Genomic DNA, 16,112 nt, shown 5'->3' on the forward strand with positions numbered 1-16,112 from the left:
TGCGGGCACTCGCAATCGCTTTTCGATCAAGGCAATCAGGCGCGCGACCTACCGCGTTGTGACCGGACTATCGACGCGCGGCGTGCGCATTTTGCACCATTGGAGCTTCTCGAGCAAGGCAGAGGCCTGGGCGGCAGAAAGCCGCATCACGCCATCTCCGGCCCCGGGCCAATGAAAGCGGATGAGGTGGATGGCTCCCGCTCACGGCATCTAAGTGCCAAGATGGATTTGCTGTCATGTAACCTGCCCTTTGACGAATGGACCGAGACCTTCGGATCCGAACGTCTCACCGGCGCGCTCCTCGACCGGTTGACCCATCACGTCAGCATCCTGGAGATGAATGGCGAAAGCTAACGTCTCGCCCATAGCCGTGCCCGCAAGTCAAAAACCAACCCTTGAAAATCGAGCCAACGCCCGGGGGGAGTGGCGTGAGGGCGTAGCCCGAGGGCCAATCCCGCGGGCGTACGCCACACTGGCCTGGTTTTACTCCGCCCCGTGGCCGACTTTTGCGCCGCCGTTGACAGCTATGGGCTTGTCGCAAAGGACAAGAATTACCTATAAAAGGATAATGTGCAGGCGCAGCATAATCGGTTGACGTGACCCGCCGCAATGCGAGATATGCGCCTGTAGACGGCTTTATGAAGGGAATGGGCATTGAGCGGTAAGAAGGTAGCTCTCATTACGGGCGTCACGGGGCAGGATGGTTCCTATCTCGCGGAGCTTCTACTAGAGAAGGGCTACGAGGTTCATGGCATCAAGCGCCGTGCCTCGCTTTTTAATACTCAGCGCATCGACCACATCTATCAGGATCCACATGCGCCTTCGCCGGATTTGAAATTGCACTATGGGGACTTATCAGACACCTCCAATTTGACCCGCATCATTCAGGAAATCCAGCCTGACGAGGTCTACAATCTCGGCGCGCAGAGCCATGTCGCAGTGAGCTTCGAAGCGCCCGAATATACGGCCGATGTCGATGGGCTGGGTACACTGCGTCTCTTGGAAGCGATCCGCTTCCTAGGGCTCGAAAAGAAGACCCGCTTCTATCAAGCTTCGACATCCGAACTCTATGGCCTTGTGCAGGAAATCCCGCAGCGCGAGACAACTCCGTTCTACCCGCGTTCACCTTATGCTGTGGCCAAACTCTATGCCTACTGGATCACGGTCAACTACCGCGAAGCTTATGGCATGTACGCCTGCAACGGCGTGCTTTTCAACCATGAGAGCCCGCGTCGCGGTGAAACCTTTGTGACGCGTAAAATCACGCGCGGCCTGGCCAATATCGCGCAGGGCCTCGAGCCGTGTCTCTACATGGGCAACATCGATTCCCTGCGCGACTGGGGGCATGCCAAGGACTATGTGCGGATGCAGTGGATGATGCTGCAGCAGGAACAGGCTGAGGATTTCGTGATCGCCACCGGGGTTCAATATTCAGTACGCGAGTTCATCAGCTGGTCAGCCCAGCATTTAGGCATCACCCTTCGCTTTGAAGGCGAAGGTGTTGACGAGGTTGGCATCGTCGACGCAGTGAGCGGTGATGATGCACCATCGGTGCATGTGGGCGATGTTCTCGTTCGTATTGATCCGCGCTATTTCCGCCCCGCCGAGGTGGAAACTTTGCTGGGCGACCCCGCCAAGGCGAAGGAGCGACTGGGCTGGGTCCCGGAAATCACTGTCCAGACGATGTGCGAGGAAATGGTGGCCGAGGACCTCAAGGTTGCGAAGCGGCACGCACTCCTCAAAGTGCATGGCTTCAATATACCGGTATCACTGGAATCCTAACCGCCAAATAGATAAGCGCCTTCCTATTCTTCCGAAAGGCGAGGAAGGCGCCGTCGCGGCAAAATGCCAAGGGCGGTTAATTGAATCACGCTCCACCAACCTAACCTCGTCATGCGTCTAGGGCCGCGCATGACCATAATTTTTTGGAGAAATTTAAGAGCATTCAGTGCAATTCCACCTTGGGGAATTGCACAACGGTGATCCAAGCGTTAGATATTGCCGCATTGCAACATGGAAAGAGATGCATGAGCGAGCCGATCTACGATCTCAGCGGCAAAAAGGTTTATGTCGCGGGGCACAAGGGCATGGTCGGCTCTGCGATCACGCGTCGGCTCGCAATCGAGGGTTGCGAAGTTCTATACCCCGAACAGCGCATCGATCTGCGCGAACAGGCAGCCGTACTAGACTGGATGGCCGCACACAAACCCGATGCCGTCGTTGTTGCAGCAGCCAAAGTCGGCGGCATTCTGGCGAACGACAGTTTCCCAGGCCAATTTCTTTACGACAACCTCATGATCGAGGCGAACGTAATCGAGGCATCACGGCAGTCGGGCGCAGAGAAGCTTCTGTTCCTCGGCTCCTCGTGCATCTACCCCAAGTTTGCCGAACAGCCCATTCTCGAAGAATCCCTGCTCACCGGGCCGTTGGAGCCGACCAACGAATGGTACGCGATAGCCAAGATTGCGGGCATCAAGCTGTGTCAGGCCTACCGAAAGGAATATGGGCTCGACTATATCTCGGCGATGCCCACCAATCTCTACGGCCCAGGCGACAATTTTGACCTCAAGTCGAGCCATGTCATGCCTGCGTTGATACGCAAGGCTCACGAAGCCAAGCTGGCCAACGCTGAGTCGATCGAGATATGGGGCACCGGCAGCCCGCGCCGTGAATTCCTGCACGTCGACGATCTTGCCGATGCCTGCGTCATGCTGCTCAAAACCTACTCCGGCCACGAGCATGTCAATGTCGGTTCGGGCGAGGACGTCACAATCCTGGAGTTGACGGAGATGGTGAAGACTGCCGTCGGTTTCGAAGGCGAGATCATTAAGGATGCAACCAAGCCCGACGGCACGCCCCGTAAGCTTATGAGCGCTGACAAGCTGCGCGCCATGGGTTGGGCACCAAAGATCACCCTGCCTGAGGGTATCCGCTCGGCCTACGAATGGTTTCTCGCCAACAAGCTTGCCGTCGCCTGATGAAGATACTTTTCCTTGGCCTAAATTATGCCCCTGAAGAAATCGGCATCGGGCTGTACAGCGGTGACATGACGAAGGCTTGGGCGAAAGCTGGGCATGATGTCCGGGTCATCGCGGCCAACCCGTACTATCCGGCGTGGAAAGTGTTCGATGGCTATTCAAACAAGCGTTGGACACGCTCGACAGAAGCCGGCGTCGAGGTCACTCGTTGCCCGATCTATGTGCCCGCAAAACCGAGCGGGCTGAAACGCATCGCCCATCACTTCAGTTTTCTGGCGTCGGCGTTGCCGCGGATGCTCAAAGCTGTTGTAGCCGACAAGCCTGACATCGTCTTCACGGTTGCGCCCTCTCTGATCGGCGCGCCGCTCGCCTGGCTCGCCGCACGTTTGAGCGGCGCAAAGTGCTGGTTGCATATTCAGGACTTCGAAATGGAAGCAGCCCTGGCGACCGGTCTGGTCAACAAGGGAAGCATTGCGAGCCGTCTCGGACCCTGGTTCGAGCGCACCGTTATTAACATGTTCGATTATACCAGTTCGATTTCGCCGCAGATGTGTGCAAAGCTTATCGAGAAGGGAATGCCTCGGGACCGTGTCTACCAACTGCGAAACTGGGCTGACATTGGCGCGATCCGGCCGTTCGAAGGCGTCTCGCCCTATCGTGCCGAGTGGGGGATCGATACACCCTATGTCGCTCTTTATTCGGGCAATATCGCCAACAAGCAGGGTATCGAGGTTGTCCTCGAAGCCGCACGCCTGCTCCGACACCGCCGCGACCTGACTTTCGTCATCTGCGGGCAAGGTCCAAACCGGGCCAATCTGGAAGCAGCCGCGGCCGATCTTGATAACATCCAGTTCCGCGATCTCCAGCCACGTGAGAGGTTGAACGAACTGCTCGGCATGGCCAACGTTCACCTCATGCCGCAACTAGCCGGCGCCGCAGATCTGGTTCTGCCATCCAAGCTGACCAACATGCTCGCCTCGGGTCGCCCTATCGTGGCGACTGCCGATCCCGGAACTGGGCTCGGCGACGAGGTCGAAGGGTGCGGTGTGCTGACACAACCAGGCTCCGCTCCTGCATTTGCGAGCGGCATCGAGACCATGCTGGATCATCCAGCATTAGCTGCAAGCTATGCTGCCACCGCACGGGAAAGAGCAGAGGAGCGCTGGTCTAAGGATATCGTTCTCGATCGTCTGGAGGCGCGAATGGCAAGGATAGCAAACGGAATGGCAGCCGGCGGCCTCGCCCCGGCGTAAGCAGAAAAGTCGCTGGCTTATCGCACGTCAGTAACTCCTACCATGCACCCATCGATAAGCATCTATGCGACACCCATTCTCTTCGGATTGGCTGCGGGCATCAGCCGGTGGCTCGTACAGTCTGGCACGGAAACGCGATACCAAATTTTAGCTTTTTGGATCCTTGCTGCGATACTCGAAATGAACGCAGCCGAAGTGGCGTCGAACCTCTGTCGAAAGCGACTTTTGTTAAGCCTCGCTGCCGTTGCCGTTTCAACGATAGTCGTGAAAGTTGTAATTGAGGGGCCAATTAACTCACTCCAGCAGATGTTTGGAGGCACTGTGGAAGACTACCGATGGGCTAAAATGTAGCGCCTTAGTTGTTGATTGCCACTGAGAATTGGCTCTGACTCATATGTGGACCGGCCCGGTTAGCAAGATGTTTGCCGCGTAAATTACCTTTGGACGTTGTGAACCGCCCCGGGATTGCCGGAGGCCCTATCTCCTGAGAGAAAGGGTCTACGATGAGCAAGACGACAAACAAGTTTGCGCCTGAGATTCGTGAGCGAGCGATCCGGATGGTTTTGGAGTAAGCGCGCATTTCGTAGCACGTTGCTTCCGGAGGCAGTGCGGCCATCATAGTTGACGCTGGACGAGACAGGCCAGCGCAACGACGTCGGCGGGTCAGGCGTGTCTTTCGAAGTTGAATGGCAGCAGGTCGTCGATATCGGCGTCGTGAGGTCGCTGGGGCAGTTCAGTGAGGACATGGCGTAGCCACGCGAGAGGCTCGACGCCGCAGGCGCGGCAAGTCAGCATCAGGCTGTAGGTGACGGCGCTCGCCCGTGCGCCGTCGATGGTGTCGCAGAAAAGCCAGGATTTTCTTCCTGTTGCCGTCACATGTTCATTCTGCCCATGTCGGGCAGATGGTAGAGTTTCATTATCGTTGGCATCCATATTACGGCGACCGTTTTCGGTATGAAGGCCGCGAGGATCGGGCCAGTGGTGCGATTGTCCGGGTAGAGATCAGGCCGGGCGAGATCATTCAGGTTTCGGAGTGGATGCTGGATCGGGCGTTTTGCGCTGATATGGCAATGGGCGAACCGCGGGTTGCGGTGACTGGCCTCGTGGAGCTTCATAGACTGCTTACCGATCGCGGTTTCAGGCAGACTTCGTCGGATGGACTCACCGCCATCCAGGAGGCGCCCTATGAAGGCATTACCACCACCCTCGACGTTACCGATGCTGACCCGTCAGTTGAGCATGCCGCTCGATATGCCACAGATTCGGGGCCTGACCGACGCGGAACGAAGCACGGTCGTCGCCAGGTTGGCGACCCTCCTGATGGCGGCGGCCGGCGCCGTGGAGAAGGAGCCGAGCGATGACGGGCAATAATCTCATTCCGGCCACGGTGCTTAATCGCAAAGCTGTCGTCTACGTTCGGCAGTCCACCCCGGGCCAGGTCCAGAACAACCTGGAGAGCCAGCGGCGTCAATATGAACTTGTCGATGTTGCGCGCCGCTGGGGATTCCGTGATGTCGAAGTGATCGACGATGACCTCGGCCGTACCGCCAGTGCCGCTGTCGACCGCCCTGGTTTCGAACGACTGGTGAGCGGCCTGTGCACAGGTATGGTCGGCGCAGTGCTGTGCCTGGACGCATCGCGCCTTTCCCGTAATGGTCGAGACTGGCATCACCTCCTGGAACTGTGCGGCCTGGTGGAAGCGCGCGTGATCGATCTCGATGGCGTTTACGATCCTTGTCGACCGAATGATCGCTTGTTGTTGGGCATGAAGGGCAGCATCAGCGAGTTTGAGCTCGGCATTTTGCGAACGCGCATGCTCGACGCAGCGCGCGCCAAAGCACGACGGGGGGAACTGCGCCTCAGTGTTCCGATCGGCTATATCTGGCACCGTGATTATGGTCTGGGGCTTGATCCTGATCTCCGGGTGCAGGAGGCGATCCGCCTTATCTTTTCGCGCTTCCGCGAGCTTGGTAGCGCCCGCCAGGTGCTGATTTCGCTCACCGCGGACAATTTCCATTTCCCCCGTCCTTCTGACGGGCGCAAAAGAGTGTCCTTCGATTGGGTGCCGCTTCGCTATCGGAGCGTCATTTCGATCCTGAAGAACCCGTTCTACGCTGGGGCATACGCCTATGGCAAAAGTGAGAAGCGGACAGAGATTGTCGATGGCAGGGCTCGCAAAAGCTACGGCCACGGCAAGCCTTTTGGAACGTGGGAAGTGCTGCTCCAGGATCATCATGAAGGCTACATTGATTGGGGCGAGTTTGAGAGGAACCAGAGCCTTATTGCCGTCAATACCTTTGCAAAGAAGGGCGGCATCAAATCGGGTCGTGGCGGCCAGGCTTTGCTTGCTGGTCTGCTCACCTGTGGCCGATGTGGAAGGCGGTTGTCTGTTTCCTATAGAGGGCGGCCAAGCCATCCCTATTATCAATGCAAAAGTATCAACCAAATGCTGGCCAAACCCCGATGCATGACTTTTGGCGCGTCTCGGATCGACCCTGCTATTGGCAAAGAAATATTGAGCGCCGTAACGCCAATGGCAATCGAGGCCGCAATGGAAGCTGACCGGGTGCATCGGGATAATCTGGAAGAGCGACATCGCATGATGGAGCTGGACTTGCAGCAAGCGCGATACGAGGCGTCTCTTGCTGAACGCCGCTATGCCGCTTGCGACCCTGACAACCGCCTGATCGCTGCTCAACTTGAGAAGAGTTGGGAATCCGCGCTCAGGCGCGTGGAAGCTTGTGAAGCTGCTTTGACGCAGGCAAGACAAATCGACGCTGGCATCCCAATCCCCGATTTTGCCGGCATTGCCACTGACTTGGAGGCTGCTTGGAGCGCACCAAACGTCGATACGCGGTGTCGCCAGCAACTCCTGCGCACTCTCGTGACTGATATCGTTGCCGATGTTGACGAAGAGCAACGTGAAGTCATTTTGACGATCCACTGGAAAGGTGGTCAACACTCTCAGCTGCGTATTCGCAAACCGAACCCTGGCGAACATGGCCAGAAAACGCCGGAGGCTGCCCTCGCTGTAATGCGGTCCATGGCCACCCGATGGTCCGACGCCGACATTGCCGCTACTCTGAACCGGATGGGAATGCAGACCGGACAAGGAAAAACGTGGACCGCACGCCGTGTCGGTGCACTGCGCACGGTCCATAAAATCCACGGATACCGATCTGCTGAGAAGAATGGGGAGTGGCTTACGCTGACCGAAGCCGCCAAAAAGCTCGGAGTTACGGCCCATCGCGTCCGTCGACTGATCAAGGAGGGCGTGCTGCCTACCGAACAAGTTGTACCGGATGCGCCGCACCAAATCCGAGCCGCAGACCTGGAAAAGGACGAGGTGACCCAGTTTCCGCGTTACAGAGGCCCGTGTCGCATCAAAATGGAAAACCAAAAGTCCCTGTTTCCGGACGTTTGAAGAGGAGGTGCATAATGAACCAGTCGTTGCAACGCTGCGCAGTTGGCGCTCCGCAGCGTTGTTCGAGAGACATATCCGGCCATCGGCGAGGAAGGTGGTGAAGCCCGCCCAGTCGTTCTGGAGGTAGGCGATGGCCTTGGCCACGGCATCGTGACGAGAGAGCTTGCTACGCGTCTCACGCATCCATGCCTCTAGTTCAGCGACGATCGGAGCGGACAGTTCCTGACGAACGGCCAGGCGCTCGGCGGCAGGCTTGCCGTTGATGCCGCGCTCGATGGCAAAGAGCCGATCAATGATCTCGAGCGCCTCGGTCGCCAGCGGCGAGATGAGCGGCGCGGCGCCCTTTTTCTTGCGCTTGAGCTGCTGCCGGATGTCGACGAGCTTGAAGAATTCCCGGCGTGCATGAACCCAGCAATTTGCGCGCGTCATGGGCTTATCGGCCCAGTCTTCCTCGAACAGGGCATTGAAGCCGGCATACCTGTCGACCTGGAGAATACCGGTATAGCCAGACAGGTGAGCGCGAGGATGCCCCTTCGCACTCTGACGCTCCTGAAACTTCCTGACCCATTTGCGCAGTTGGTTGGCGTTGACACCATGCTCCAGCGCAAGCCTCGCCACCGATATGCCCGGCTCGAGGCACGCCTCGACCAACCGTGACTTCCCCGCCCGACCATAATAGCGCCGGCCGTTACTCGTCACCCTGACAACCTCGAGCCCATAGGAGCCCATCGGTGCCATCTCCATGTGTCCACCTCTTCCTTGGTGGACACATCCTTCACACCGCGTCACTCAACCGAACAGGTGCGCGGAATTTCGCGCTTACGTTTTGGATCACGAGGGTGATCATCCTTCCCGCTGGGCGGCAGTCACATCGGTGGCCGAGAAGATCGGCTGCTCCGGCCATACTTTGCTCGAATGGGTAAAGAAGGCCGAGGTGGACAGCGGTACCCGACCGGCATCAAACCGGAATGATGGCCGGGAGAATCGAAATTCGCAAATATAGGCGCAAAATTTGCCGCAGATGTCTCAAGGGTGCCAGCTACAACAACCTCCATCACAATCTCAAGACGAAATATCCTGGCGGTGTGGCCAGATATATTCAGAGATCCCGATTCAGAACGGCGAAAGCGTTGAAGAGCGGCGCAGCCTTCAAAACATCCTGCAGAAGCCCACGCATACTGGAATAGCCAACCATCACTACGTCTCCGTCCATAATTGCCGGATCCGGGCTGATACCGGTACGGATATCTTTCAAATTAAAGCGCGCTACCAATCTTTGACCATTGATTGTCCGGAAAACAACAATCTCATTGAGTTTGGCCGTAGCTAAAGGACTCTCAGCGCGCGCTATCGCCGAGAGCAGGGTCGCATCCTTATTTACCTCATAGACACCAGGCTTCTTCACTTCACCTTCAACAGAAACGTAGCTTGGCGCTACTTCTTTGACCGACACAGCCACCTGCGGATCGACCAAATACCGACGACCTAGAAGAAAAGCAATTTCTCTTGAGACTTCGGGCGCACTATGTCCTGCGGCAGTTAGCGTTCCGACGAGAGGGACTTGAATTTGGCCGACCTGATCGACTTGGAGCGAGTCCGTGGAAATATCAGGCTCGCCAAAAACCCGAACCGTTAACACATCCAATGGGCGGATTCTATAAGTTGTCGGAGGAGAGGTATTCGCAGGCATGATCGCATAGGCAGCATCGCCTACGGGCAAATCCGGATTAGGGGTAGTCGTTTTACAACCTGCAAGGACACCACTAACCAACATGGCACCGAGCAAGAAGGACGTCTTCGAATTATACACCGCCGGATGTCTCCAATGCCAAGGCAACTGCTGATAAGCAGTAATGAGGCCGGTGGCCAGACGCAAGCTATCCCGCGCTACCGCCGGGACATCATGGTCAAAATGACGCAGATACGAACGATGCCGAAAATGGGCACGCGAGCATAGCGATCTCCTTACGCATAAGCGCAACACGAGATTTACGTGAGCGGTGCGTGGGATCGCGGAACAAGCGTAGCCAATCACCTGCGTCACGTCGAATCCAAAACTGAACGCCCATCTCTGGATTATATCCTGCACAATGCGAAAGCCTCACGCCCAGCAAATCGGCACGATCTTCCATGCGGCGCCGTTCCGCCAAATTATCTGCTTTGCCATCTCGGCCAATAACGTGGCCAAGCTCATGGGCAGCAATGAGGGCCAATTCATCGTCATTATCTGCAAATTCAATCAATCTACTTGAAATTGCTATGTTAGTTCCGTCACTGAACGCTGTGACACCAAGTCCAGTCTTAACCACAAAACGAGTAGCGCAGATAATAGTTGGCAATAATTCAATTTTCATCGCTACTCCTTTCCTCTTTAGATTAAGTTTAACCATCGATCCTTTTGGAGTAGCAGCAAGTCTATACTCTAATTCGTCTGCAAAAAGCGATGTGTCAGAAGAGGTCGATCGCAACATGCCAACGGGAATGCCATTGATCGCAACAATATCATCTCCGGGCTGAATGCCTGCTCGCTCTGCCGGACTTCCTTGTGCAACCGCCGCGATTTGCGGAGCATCCGTCATACCTAAAATTGCTGCAACGGCCGGTCGATCTTTAGCTCCATAAGCTTCGAGATAATCGATGCTTATACCAGTGCCAGCGGCAGTTAGAAAACATGCTGGGGCAGCTACAGCGCCAAGCCGATACCCAACGTCCGTCAAGCGCGAAATCTGAGATCGTAAAGCTAGTGGCCATTGCTCACTTTCAGCTGCAGAGCTTGGAATGGAACCCCATGAACAGGCAACAACAGCCATAACGAGGCGGCAAAAGGCACTAGCAGGTTTTTTTTTGCGTTCCATTGTGCGTTGCGATATATCACGATGACGCAAGCAGTCCATCAACCAAACTAGGAGGCCCTATGAAGCTGAAAAACGCTCTGTTCTCACTGACCGCGGCAGCGATGCTCGCAGCCCCAGTAGCGGCCCAAGCGGGCACCAAGGCGTCGGCGTCGACTGGCCAAATCGCCAGCTTGTCCGGCATCGGCCAGCGTAAATCCGCACCGGTCAAGGCGAAGCAAAAGGCCGATTCCGCCATTATCGCCCTCGCCGTTATCGGCGCGGGTGCTGCTGGCTACGGCATCTACGAAGCAGTTAAGGACAAGTCGAACGGTTCTTAATAAAAAATTTTAGTTGAAGGCCCTGTCCTTGGGTTCGCAAGGACAGGGCTTTCTTTTTATGAATATTTCGGACGTGAGGGCGACCTGTCTGACTTGATTACCTTGCGCACGGCGGACGCGGAACTTAACGCCGCGGCCAATGGCAAAGCGCTACAAGTGGCGATGCTGCTTGGCGTTGCAGCTATTTTTGGCGGCGGTGGGTCAGGGGCAGGGCTTTTCAATCTTATCGTTCAGCTAGCTTCGCTGGCCCTGATCGCGTTCAATCGACCGTCATTAATTTATTTTTTCAGAAAAGCCCCGCGGATTTTGACCCTGCTGGTTGGGGCGACCATACTACTACCTATCTTACAGTGTATTCCTCTCCCTCCTTTAATTTGGCAGGTCTTGCCCGGCCGAAACCTTGTAATACAATCGTTCGATCTTCTAGGCAGCAGCGACGTATGGTTCCCGATGTCGCTAAACGTGCGACGAACGCTTGTAGCATTTCTTTCGCTCATGCCACCATTTGCGATCCTTATACTTTCCTGGAATCTTCCTGAAAAGGAAAAGAATCGGCTTCTCGTTTATATGGTGATAACTGGCGTCCTAATAGTTCTTTTAGGTGCTCAACAGCTTGTTACCGGAAATCGTCAATTTCAGCTATTTGCTGAAACGTACCGAAGTCAAGATTTACATGGCACATTTGCGAATCGTAACTCTGCGGGAATATTTCTAGATATTACTTTATGCGGCCTCATTTCTATAAGTTCAAACAAGCGCTTTAGATCAGCATGGCGATTTGGGAGTGTCGCAATTGGTATGCTACTCGTTGTTGGCTTAATCCTATCTCGTTCCCGTTCAAGTATGTTACTTGTCAGCATTCCTTTAGTATATCTTGTTTTCCGTATATTCTCATCGCAGATATCTTTCCGAAGGACGCGGCGAGCCTTTGTTGCCGCGGCGTTGGGATTTGGATTGCTTATTGGCGGTATTATAATCATTGGGAAAGACAACCAACGAATTCAAGGAAGTCTATCACGCTTCAGTAGGATGAGCGATGCAAGGCCCCTGATTTGGCAGGATTCAGTGGAATCGATCGCGCGATTTTGGCCCCTTGGTAGCGGCATTGGTACGTTTGATGAGGTCTTTCAGATCGATGAGACGCTCGAAAATATCGGACCTGGGCGTGCCGCACGGGCCCATAATGAGTACATTGAGGTAGCGATCGAGTCCGGGTTACTTGGTTTAACGCTATTAGCGAGTTGGCTAATTTTTCTGTTTATGAGCGGCTTGAAGGCTGCTCGGCGTGGCGGGACCGCTATCGCACCCATCCCAATTTTCATAATGCTCGCGCTTCAATCGATTTTGGACTATCCCTTACGGAACGAGACGCTGCTATGTGTCTCAGGCCTTATGCTGGCGCTCCTAGTTGATTCACCATACCGTCGAAGGAGCAGCGTTTCAGGATCGGATCGTCAGTGTGATTTGGGAACGGGCAGTGCTTAATTGCTCGATACGAGCTCGCAAGCATCAAATTCAGCGGGTACATTTCCGAATGCTCAACAGCATCAACGCTAGAAGATACTGAGCTTCAATAAATAAAAACTAGATTAGTCTAAAATCGCAGCAAGATGGCGGGACGAAACTTGAAAGACGCAATTCTCGATAGAGACGGTCAGGGCGCATATTCTGAGAATCAAGGCGATGGTATAGATTTTACCATTCACCTTAAGTCTCTCATCAATGTTGTGCGTCGAAATGCTTTATTGATCACTGGAGTTGTGATCGGAGTTGTTATCGTTGGTATCGTTATTACGATGCTTATGACGCCAACATACAAAGCTACAGCTCAGATTCTTATAGAAGACCAGGCTGATCAGATTATTGAAGGGAGCGAGTTGCAAAAAGCGGCTGCGTCTTCTGATACCGATCGCTTCTTGCAAACCCAGCTTGGGATAGTGAAAAGTCGTGCACTTGCTCGATCGGTTGTACAAAGTGGCAGATTCGATCGCGACGCGGGTTTCTTTGAGGCTTTAGGCAGTCGGATGCCGGAGGCCGGCGCGCCTAATCAGAAGCTTGACGTTGCGCGTCAAGATGCAGCAATCAAAGCCCTCCTTGATGTTCTCTCAGTTGATATGGCTCCTGACAGCCGTATTGCGGCCATCACCATTACTAGTCGTCAACCGGGACTGTCCGCTAAATTAGCAAATTCGTATGCTGAACGGTTTATCGAATACAATCTCAGTCGGAAATTTGATAGCTCCAGCTATGCTCGCCAATTTCTCGCTGACCAGCTCGAGGAAACGCGCGTCAAATTAACGCAATCTGAGCGAGACCTAAATCAGTACGCCCGAGCCGCAGGGCTAATAAGAATCTCTAGTGAAGGTGAGACGGGCCGCCAGGAATCTGCCCTGTCAGTCACTAATGATATGCTAGTCCAACTCAATAATGCAGCTGCGAGTGCAACTGCCGAACGGATAGCAGCTGAGAACCGTTGGAAAACTCTTGCAAAGCAACCGCCACTTGCCGTGTCGGAGGTTAATTCGAATGCCGCAGTAATGCAACTCGTCGCAGATAAAGCTCGTGCCGAAGCGGCTCTTGCGGACGAGTTATCAAAGCATTTGGAAGGGTATTCTACAGTAAAAGCTAAGCGAGCAGAAATATCTGAACTTGATCGTCGTATTACGAGCATTGCCAACGCGATTAAGAGCTCTGCCGAGGTAAACTATCGCGCTTCTCAAGAAAAAGAACAGGCCCTTGTTGGAGAAGTAAATTCGTTGCGGAGTGATGCACTCCGAGAACAAGATCGCGGCGTACAGTACTCTGTCCTCAAGAGGGTAGCTGATACCTATCGAACTCTCTACGAGTCGCTTTTGTCCCGTTACAATCAAATTAACGCGACCGCTGGATCAGCATCTAACAATGTTACTATAGTGGATCGAGCAGATGCGCCGCGTGATCCAAGTTCACCAAGATTGTTCCTTAATGTTGCACTAGCATTGATTCTAGGCTTTGTTTGCGCGGCTGTGGCAGTTGCACTGAAGGAAGTGCTAGACGACGCTATACGGTCGCCCGATGATGTTGAAAAGAAGCTCGGTATGCCGTTGCTTGGTTTAGTGCCCTTACGAAAAGAAGGTGACTTAGATCGAGAACTAGGCGACCGTCGCTCGAGCGCAAGCGAAGCCTACCGTTCGCTTGTAACAAACCTCCGATATACAACTGCAAACGGCCTTCCTAAGGTGCTGGCAATAACCAGTTCGCGTGAGGCTGAAGGCAAGTCTACCACGGCTCGTGCTGTTGCGATGGACATTGCGATGCTCGGCAAAAAAGTTCTCATTGTGGATACTGACCTTCGTCGTCCTACACTACATCACACAATGAACGACAGCCGAGGTTCAGGTTTAACCGATCTTTTAACAGGCCAAAAAACTTTCGACGAAGTCGTTCACCAAGCCGAGCACGCACCAACGCTGAGCTACATAACCGGTTTGCCGTCGCCTCCAGACCCGGCGCTTATTCTAGCGGGGGAGGGCTTCGCCGCCTTCATTGCGCAAGTACGCAGTCAATTTGACATGGTCGTACTCGATTGCCCGCCTTTGCTCGGCCTGTCTGACGCACCTTTGCTAGCAAAACACTCAGACGGGGTCTTGTTCGTCATTGATGCGTCAAGCTTCCATCGAGGCGCGGTAAAATCAGCCCTGCGTCGACTATCTCTGATAAATGCTAATGTTCTCGGCGTTGTATTAAATAGGTTTACACCCAAGTCCGGTGGTGATGATTACAGTTATTATGCTTACAACTATTATAGTTATGGCACAAATCAGGAATAAAAATAGTTGTCCAATTTGCGTATTTCAGGGGGAAAAATCGCCTGGGCTAGCGCGATTATAATTATTGCGTTAATTGCAATTGGAGTACAGATCGATCGGCAGGCGCGGAGGGATGAAATCTTTGCGCACTTTGTACCGCCTATTTTTCGAGGCTATGCTCTGGAACCCCTCGCTCGGGAAGCATATGGCGCGGGCAACTATGCGGATGGTATCGCGTATTCCCGCGATTTGGTGTTTCGGCGGCCACTGCCCGCAGAAAATCTGGCACTTTTAACCAATGGTTTGATAAAGTCAGGCCGAGGTGATGCCGCCTTACCCGTCCTGCTTCTGGCTGCCCAAAGAGGATGGCGTGACCGCTATACCCAGCGGGTAATGGCAGCTGCGGCTCAACAGTCTGGCGCTTCCAGTGTGGCGGCTCAGCGACTTTTGGCGCTTTGGCGCCAAGGAGATCGTGACCAAAAGACTAAGGAATTAAGTAAAGTTATATTAACCACTCCGGACGGAGTCAAAGTCTTTAGCGAAGGAATTATTGAGCCAGACCGCTCGTGGGCTAATGATTTTATAGTATGGGCGGTAGAGAATCTGCCGTATCAGTCTATGTTAGCAATTTCTAGATCTATGGCGAATGATAAAATCACCATAGACTGTGGTGTTTTATCTCTGAAAATCCGCCAGCTTGCCCTCGCTTCTGAAGCGAATGTCTCTAATTCTCTATGGTCTGCATTTTGTTCAAAGGGATTTGCAACTGACCCTGCAGATTTTAGATTCAAATCCTTCATCCGCGTCCCTGGGCCATTTGATTGGCGGTTGTTGGAAGAGGCTGGTTTAGATGTGAAATTTGTGGAGACCAAGGCGGGTACTCATTTGCATTATGAGAATTCACGACCGATCAAGTCGCTAGCTGCCACGCGCATCGCCAAACTTGGGAGCGGGCAACATATTGCCCACGTAAGAGGCGATGTTTCTATCGCCAAAATGTCATTTGTTCTGCAGATAGATTGTTTAGGTAAAAATACTGCACTACGTCGATTGTACAAAATGCGGATAAACAAAGGTATCAACAGCTTTGTCATTCCAGATAAATACTGCGATAGTCAGGAAATTTCAATTTTAGTTCCGTATGGGGTGGGCGATATTGCACCAATTGCGATTCGTTAAATCATTTTTCGATCATTCCGAATCGTATCGTCTTAATCTGACATCGTTGGCGCATTTGTTCAGCTTGAAGATGTCTATGAGACTGAACACACCGGAGACGGTTCAGGCGGCGATTTTCTCGGTGACCTGCTGCTGAGCAGCTTTCCGTTGACACGGTAGGAGTTCGTAATGTCGGTGCGGTACGGACGTTTGCGGGCGCCGAATTTTCTGCGAGCAGTTCGATGCCGGTGTCCTGGCTCGATATCATCGTCGTACTCAACCTCTTGAGACGATTGTCCACCACCTTGGTCTCGCGCTCGTCGGCGGACCTGGAACTGC

Annotated in this window: 11 protein-coding genes and 4 pseudogenes; 11 read left to right on the forward strand and 4 right to left on the reverse strand. The window is 53.9% G+C overall.

Translation table 11 applies throughout. The features are described 5' to 3' along the window. Positions 1-228: 228 nt before the first annotated feature. From TQ38_RS29130 to TQ38_RS29145, 4 genes and pseudogenes are all read left to right on the forward strand, one after another. A pseudogene (locus TQ38_RS29130) lies at positions 229-354 on the forward strand (ATP-binding protein); the annotation flags it as partial. A gap of 300 nt (positions 355-654) precedes the next feature. After that, positions 655-1,782: a GDP-mannose 4,6-dehydratase gene (gene gmd / locus TQ38_RS29135; protein WP_043979518.1), complete on the forward strand. Its 1,128-nt coding sequence runs from the start codon at positions 655-657 to the stop codon at positions 1,780-1,782. Positions 1,783-2,027: 245 nt separating this feature from the next. Continuing rightward, the gene (locus tag TQ38_RS29140; protein WP_043979520.1) at positions 2,028-2,978 is read left to right on the forward strand and encodes a GDP-L-fucose synthase; all 951 of its coding nucleotides are present in this window, start codon (positions 2,028-2,030) and stop codon (positions 2,976-2,978) included. Next, positions 2,978-4,231: a WcaI family glycosyltransferase gene (locus tag TQ38_RS29145; protein ID WP_043979523.1), complete on the forward strand. Its 1,254-nt coding sequence runs from the start codon at positions 2,978-2,980 to the stop codon at positions 4,229-4,231. Before TQ38_RS29140 ends, TQ38_RS29145 begins: the two co-directional genes overlap by 1 nt. 663 nt (positions 4,232-4,894) lie before the next feature. Here the strand turns inward: TQ38_RS29145 and TQ38_RS29150 are convergent. After that, positions 4,895-5,188 (reverse strand): annotated as a pseudogene (locus tag TQ38_RS29150) (transposase domain-containing protein); the annotation flags it as partial. Between the two features lie 228 nt (positions 5,189-5,416). Here TQ38_RS29150 and TQ38_RS30400 point away from each other — a divergent pair. Together TQ38_RS30400 and TQ38_RS29160 are read left to right on the forward strand one after the other, a co-directional pair. Next, a complete protein-coding gene (locus TQ38_RS30400; RefSeq protein WP_162792473.1) occupies positions 5,417-5,602 on the forward strand; it encodes a hypothetical protein in 186 nt (61 codons plus the stop codon). After that, a complete protein-coding gene (locus TQ38_RS29160) occupies positions 5,589-7,655 on the forward strand; it encodes a recombinase family protein (RefSeq protein ID WP_082057937.1) in 2,067 nt (688 codons plus the stop codon). Before TQ38_RS30400 ends, TQ38_RS29160 begins: the two co-directional genes overlap by 14 nt. Positions 7,656-7,739: 84 nt before the next feature. On the opposite strand, the pseudogene TQ38_RS29165 reads toward TQ38_RS29160, so the two are convergent. Further along, a pseudogene (locus TQ38_RS29165) lies at positions 7,740-8,399 on the reverse strand (transposase); the annotation flags it as partial. An 82-nt stretch (positions 8,400-8,481) separates the two neighbouring features. Here TQ38_RS29165 and TQ38_RS29175 point away from each other — a divergent pair. Continuing rightward, positions 8,482-8,607: pseudogene (locus tag TQ38_RS29175) on the forward strand (IS3 family transposase); the annotation flags it as partial. Positions 8,608-8,754: 147 nt separating this feature from the next. Here the strand turns inward: TQ38_RS29175 and TQ38_RS29180 are convergent. Together TQ38_RS29180 and TQ38_RS29185 are read right to left on the reverse strand one after the other, a co-directional pair. Next, positions 8,755-9,531 carry a polysaccharide biosynthesis/export family protein gene (locus TQ38_RS29180; RefSeq protein ID WP_162792482.1) on the reverse strand — a complete coding sequence of 259 codons (777 nt, stop codon included), beginning with the start codon at positions 9,529-9,531 and terminating at the stop codon, positions 8,755-8,757. A 31-nt stretch (positions 9,532-9,562) separates the two neighbouring features. Beyond that, entirely contained in the window at positions 9,563-10,510 is a 948-nt protein-coding gene (locus TQ38_RS29185) for a PDZ domain-containing protein (protein ID WP_162792483.1), read from the reverse strand. Between the two features lie 59 nt (positions 10,511-10,569). Between TQ38_RS29185 and TQ38_RS29190 the strand changes: the two genes are divergently transcribed. From TQ38_RS29190 to TQ38_RS30410, 4 genes are all read left to right on the forward strand, one after another. Beyond that, complete coding sequence (locus TQ38_RS29190) at positions 10,570-10,827, forward strand: hypothetical protein (protein ID WP_043979526.1); 258 nt, start codon at positions 10,570-10,572, stop codon at positions 10,825-10,827. A gap of 93 nt (positions 10,828-10,920) precedes the next feature. Further along, positions 10,921-12,312, forward strand: a complete 1,392-nt coding sequence (locus tag TQ38_RS29195) for an O-antigen ligase (protein WP_082057940.1) — start codon at positions 10,921-10,923, stop codon at positions 12,310-12,312. Positions 12,313-12,452: 140 nt separating this feature from the next. Continuing rightward, positions 12,453-14,636, forward strand: coding sequence for a polysaccharide biosynthesis tyrosine autokinase (locus tag TQ38_RS29200; RefSeq protein WP_162792484.1), 2,184 nt, complete (start codon positions 12,453-12,455; stop codon positions 14,634-14,636). Between the two features lie 6 nt (positions 14,637-14,642). Continuing rightward, entirely contained in the window at positions 14,643-15,794 is a 1,152-nt protein-coding gene (locus TQ38_RS30410; protein ID WP_162792485.1) for a hypothetical protein, read from the forward strand. Positions 15,795-16,112 lie beyond the last annotated feature (318 nt).

The sequence above is a fragment of the Novosphingobium sp. P6W genome (assembly GCF_000876675.2).
GTDB lineage: Bacteria > Pseudomonadota > Alphaproteobacteria > Sphingomonadales > Sphingomonadaceae > Novosphingobium.

What these genes read in the sequence shown, in the direction of transcription:
- TQ38_RS29140 (WP_043979520.1), top strand. Translation starts at nt 2,028, where the DNA reads ATGAGCGAGCCGATCTACGATCTCAGCGGCAAAAAGGTTTATGTCGCG.
- TQ38_RS29145 (WP_043979523.1), top strand. Translation starts at nt 2,978, where the DNA reads ATGAAGATACTTTTCCTTGGCCTAAATTATGCCCCTGAAGAAATCGGC.
- TQ38_RS30400 (WP_162792473.1), top strand. Translation starts at nt 5,417, where the DNA reads ATGAAGGCATTACCACCACCCTCGACGTTACCGATGCTGACCCGTCAG.
- TQ38_RS29160 (WP_082057937.1), top strand. Translation starts at nt 5,589, where the DNA reads ATGACGGGCAATAATCTCATTCCGGCCACGGTGCTTAATCGCAAAGCT.
- TQ38_RS29185 (WP_162792483.1), bottom strand. Translation starts at nt 10,510, where the DNA reads ATGGAACGCAAAAAAAAACCTGCTAGTGCCTTTTGCCGCCTCGTTATG.
- TQ38_RS29190 (WP_043979526.1), top strand. Translation starts at nt 10,570, where the DNA reads ATGAAGCTGAAAAACGCTCTGTTCTCACTGACCGCGGCAGCGATGCTC.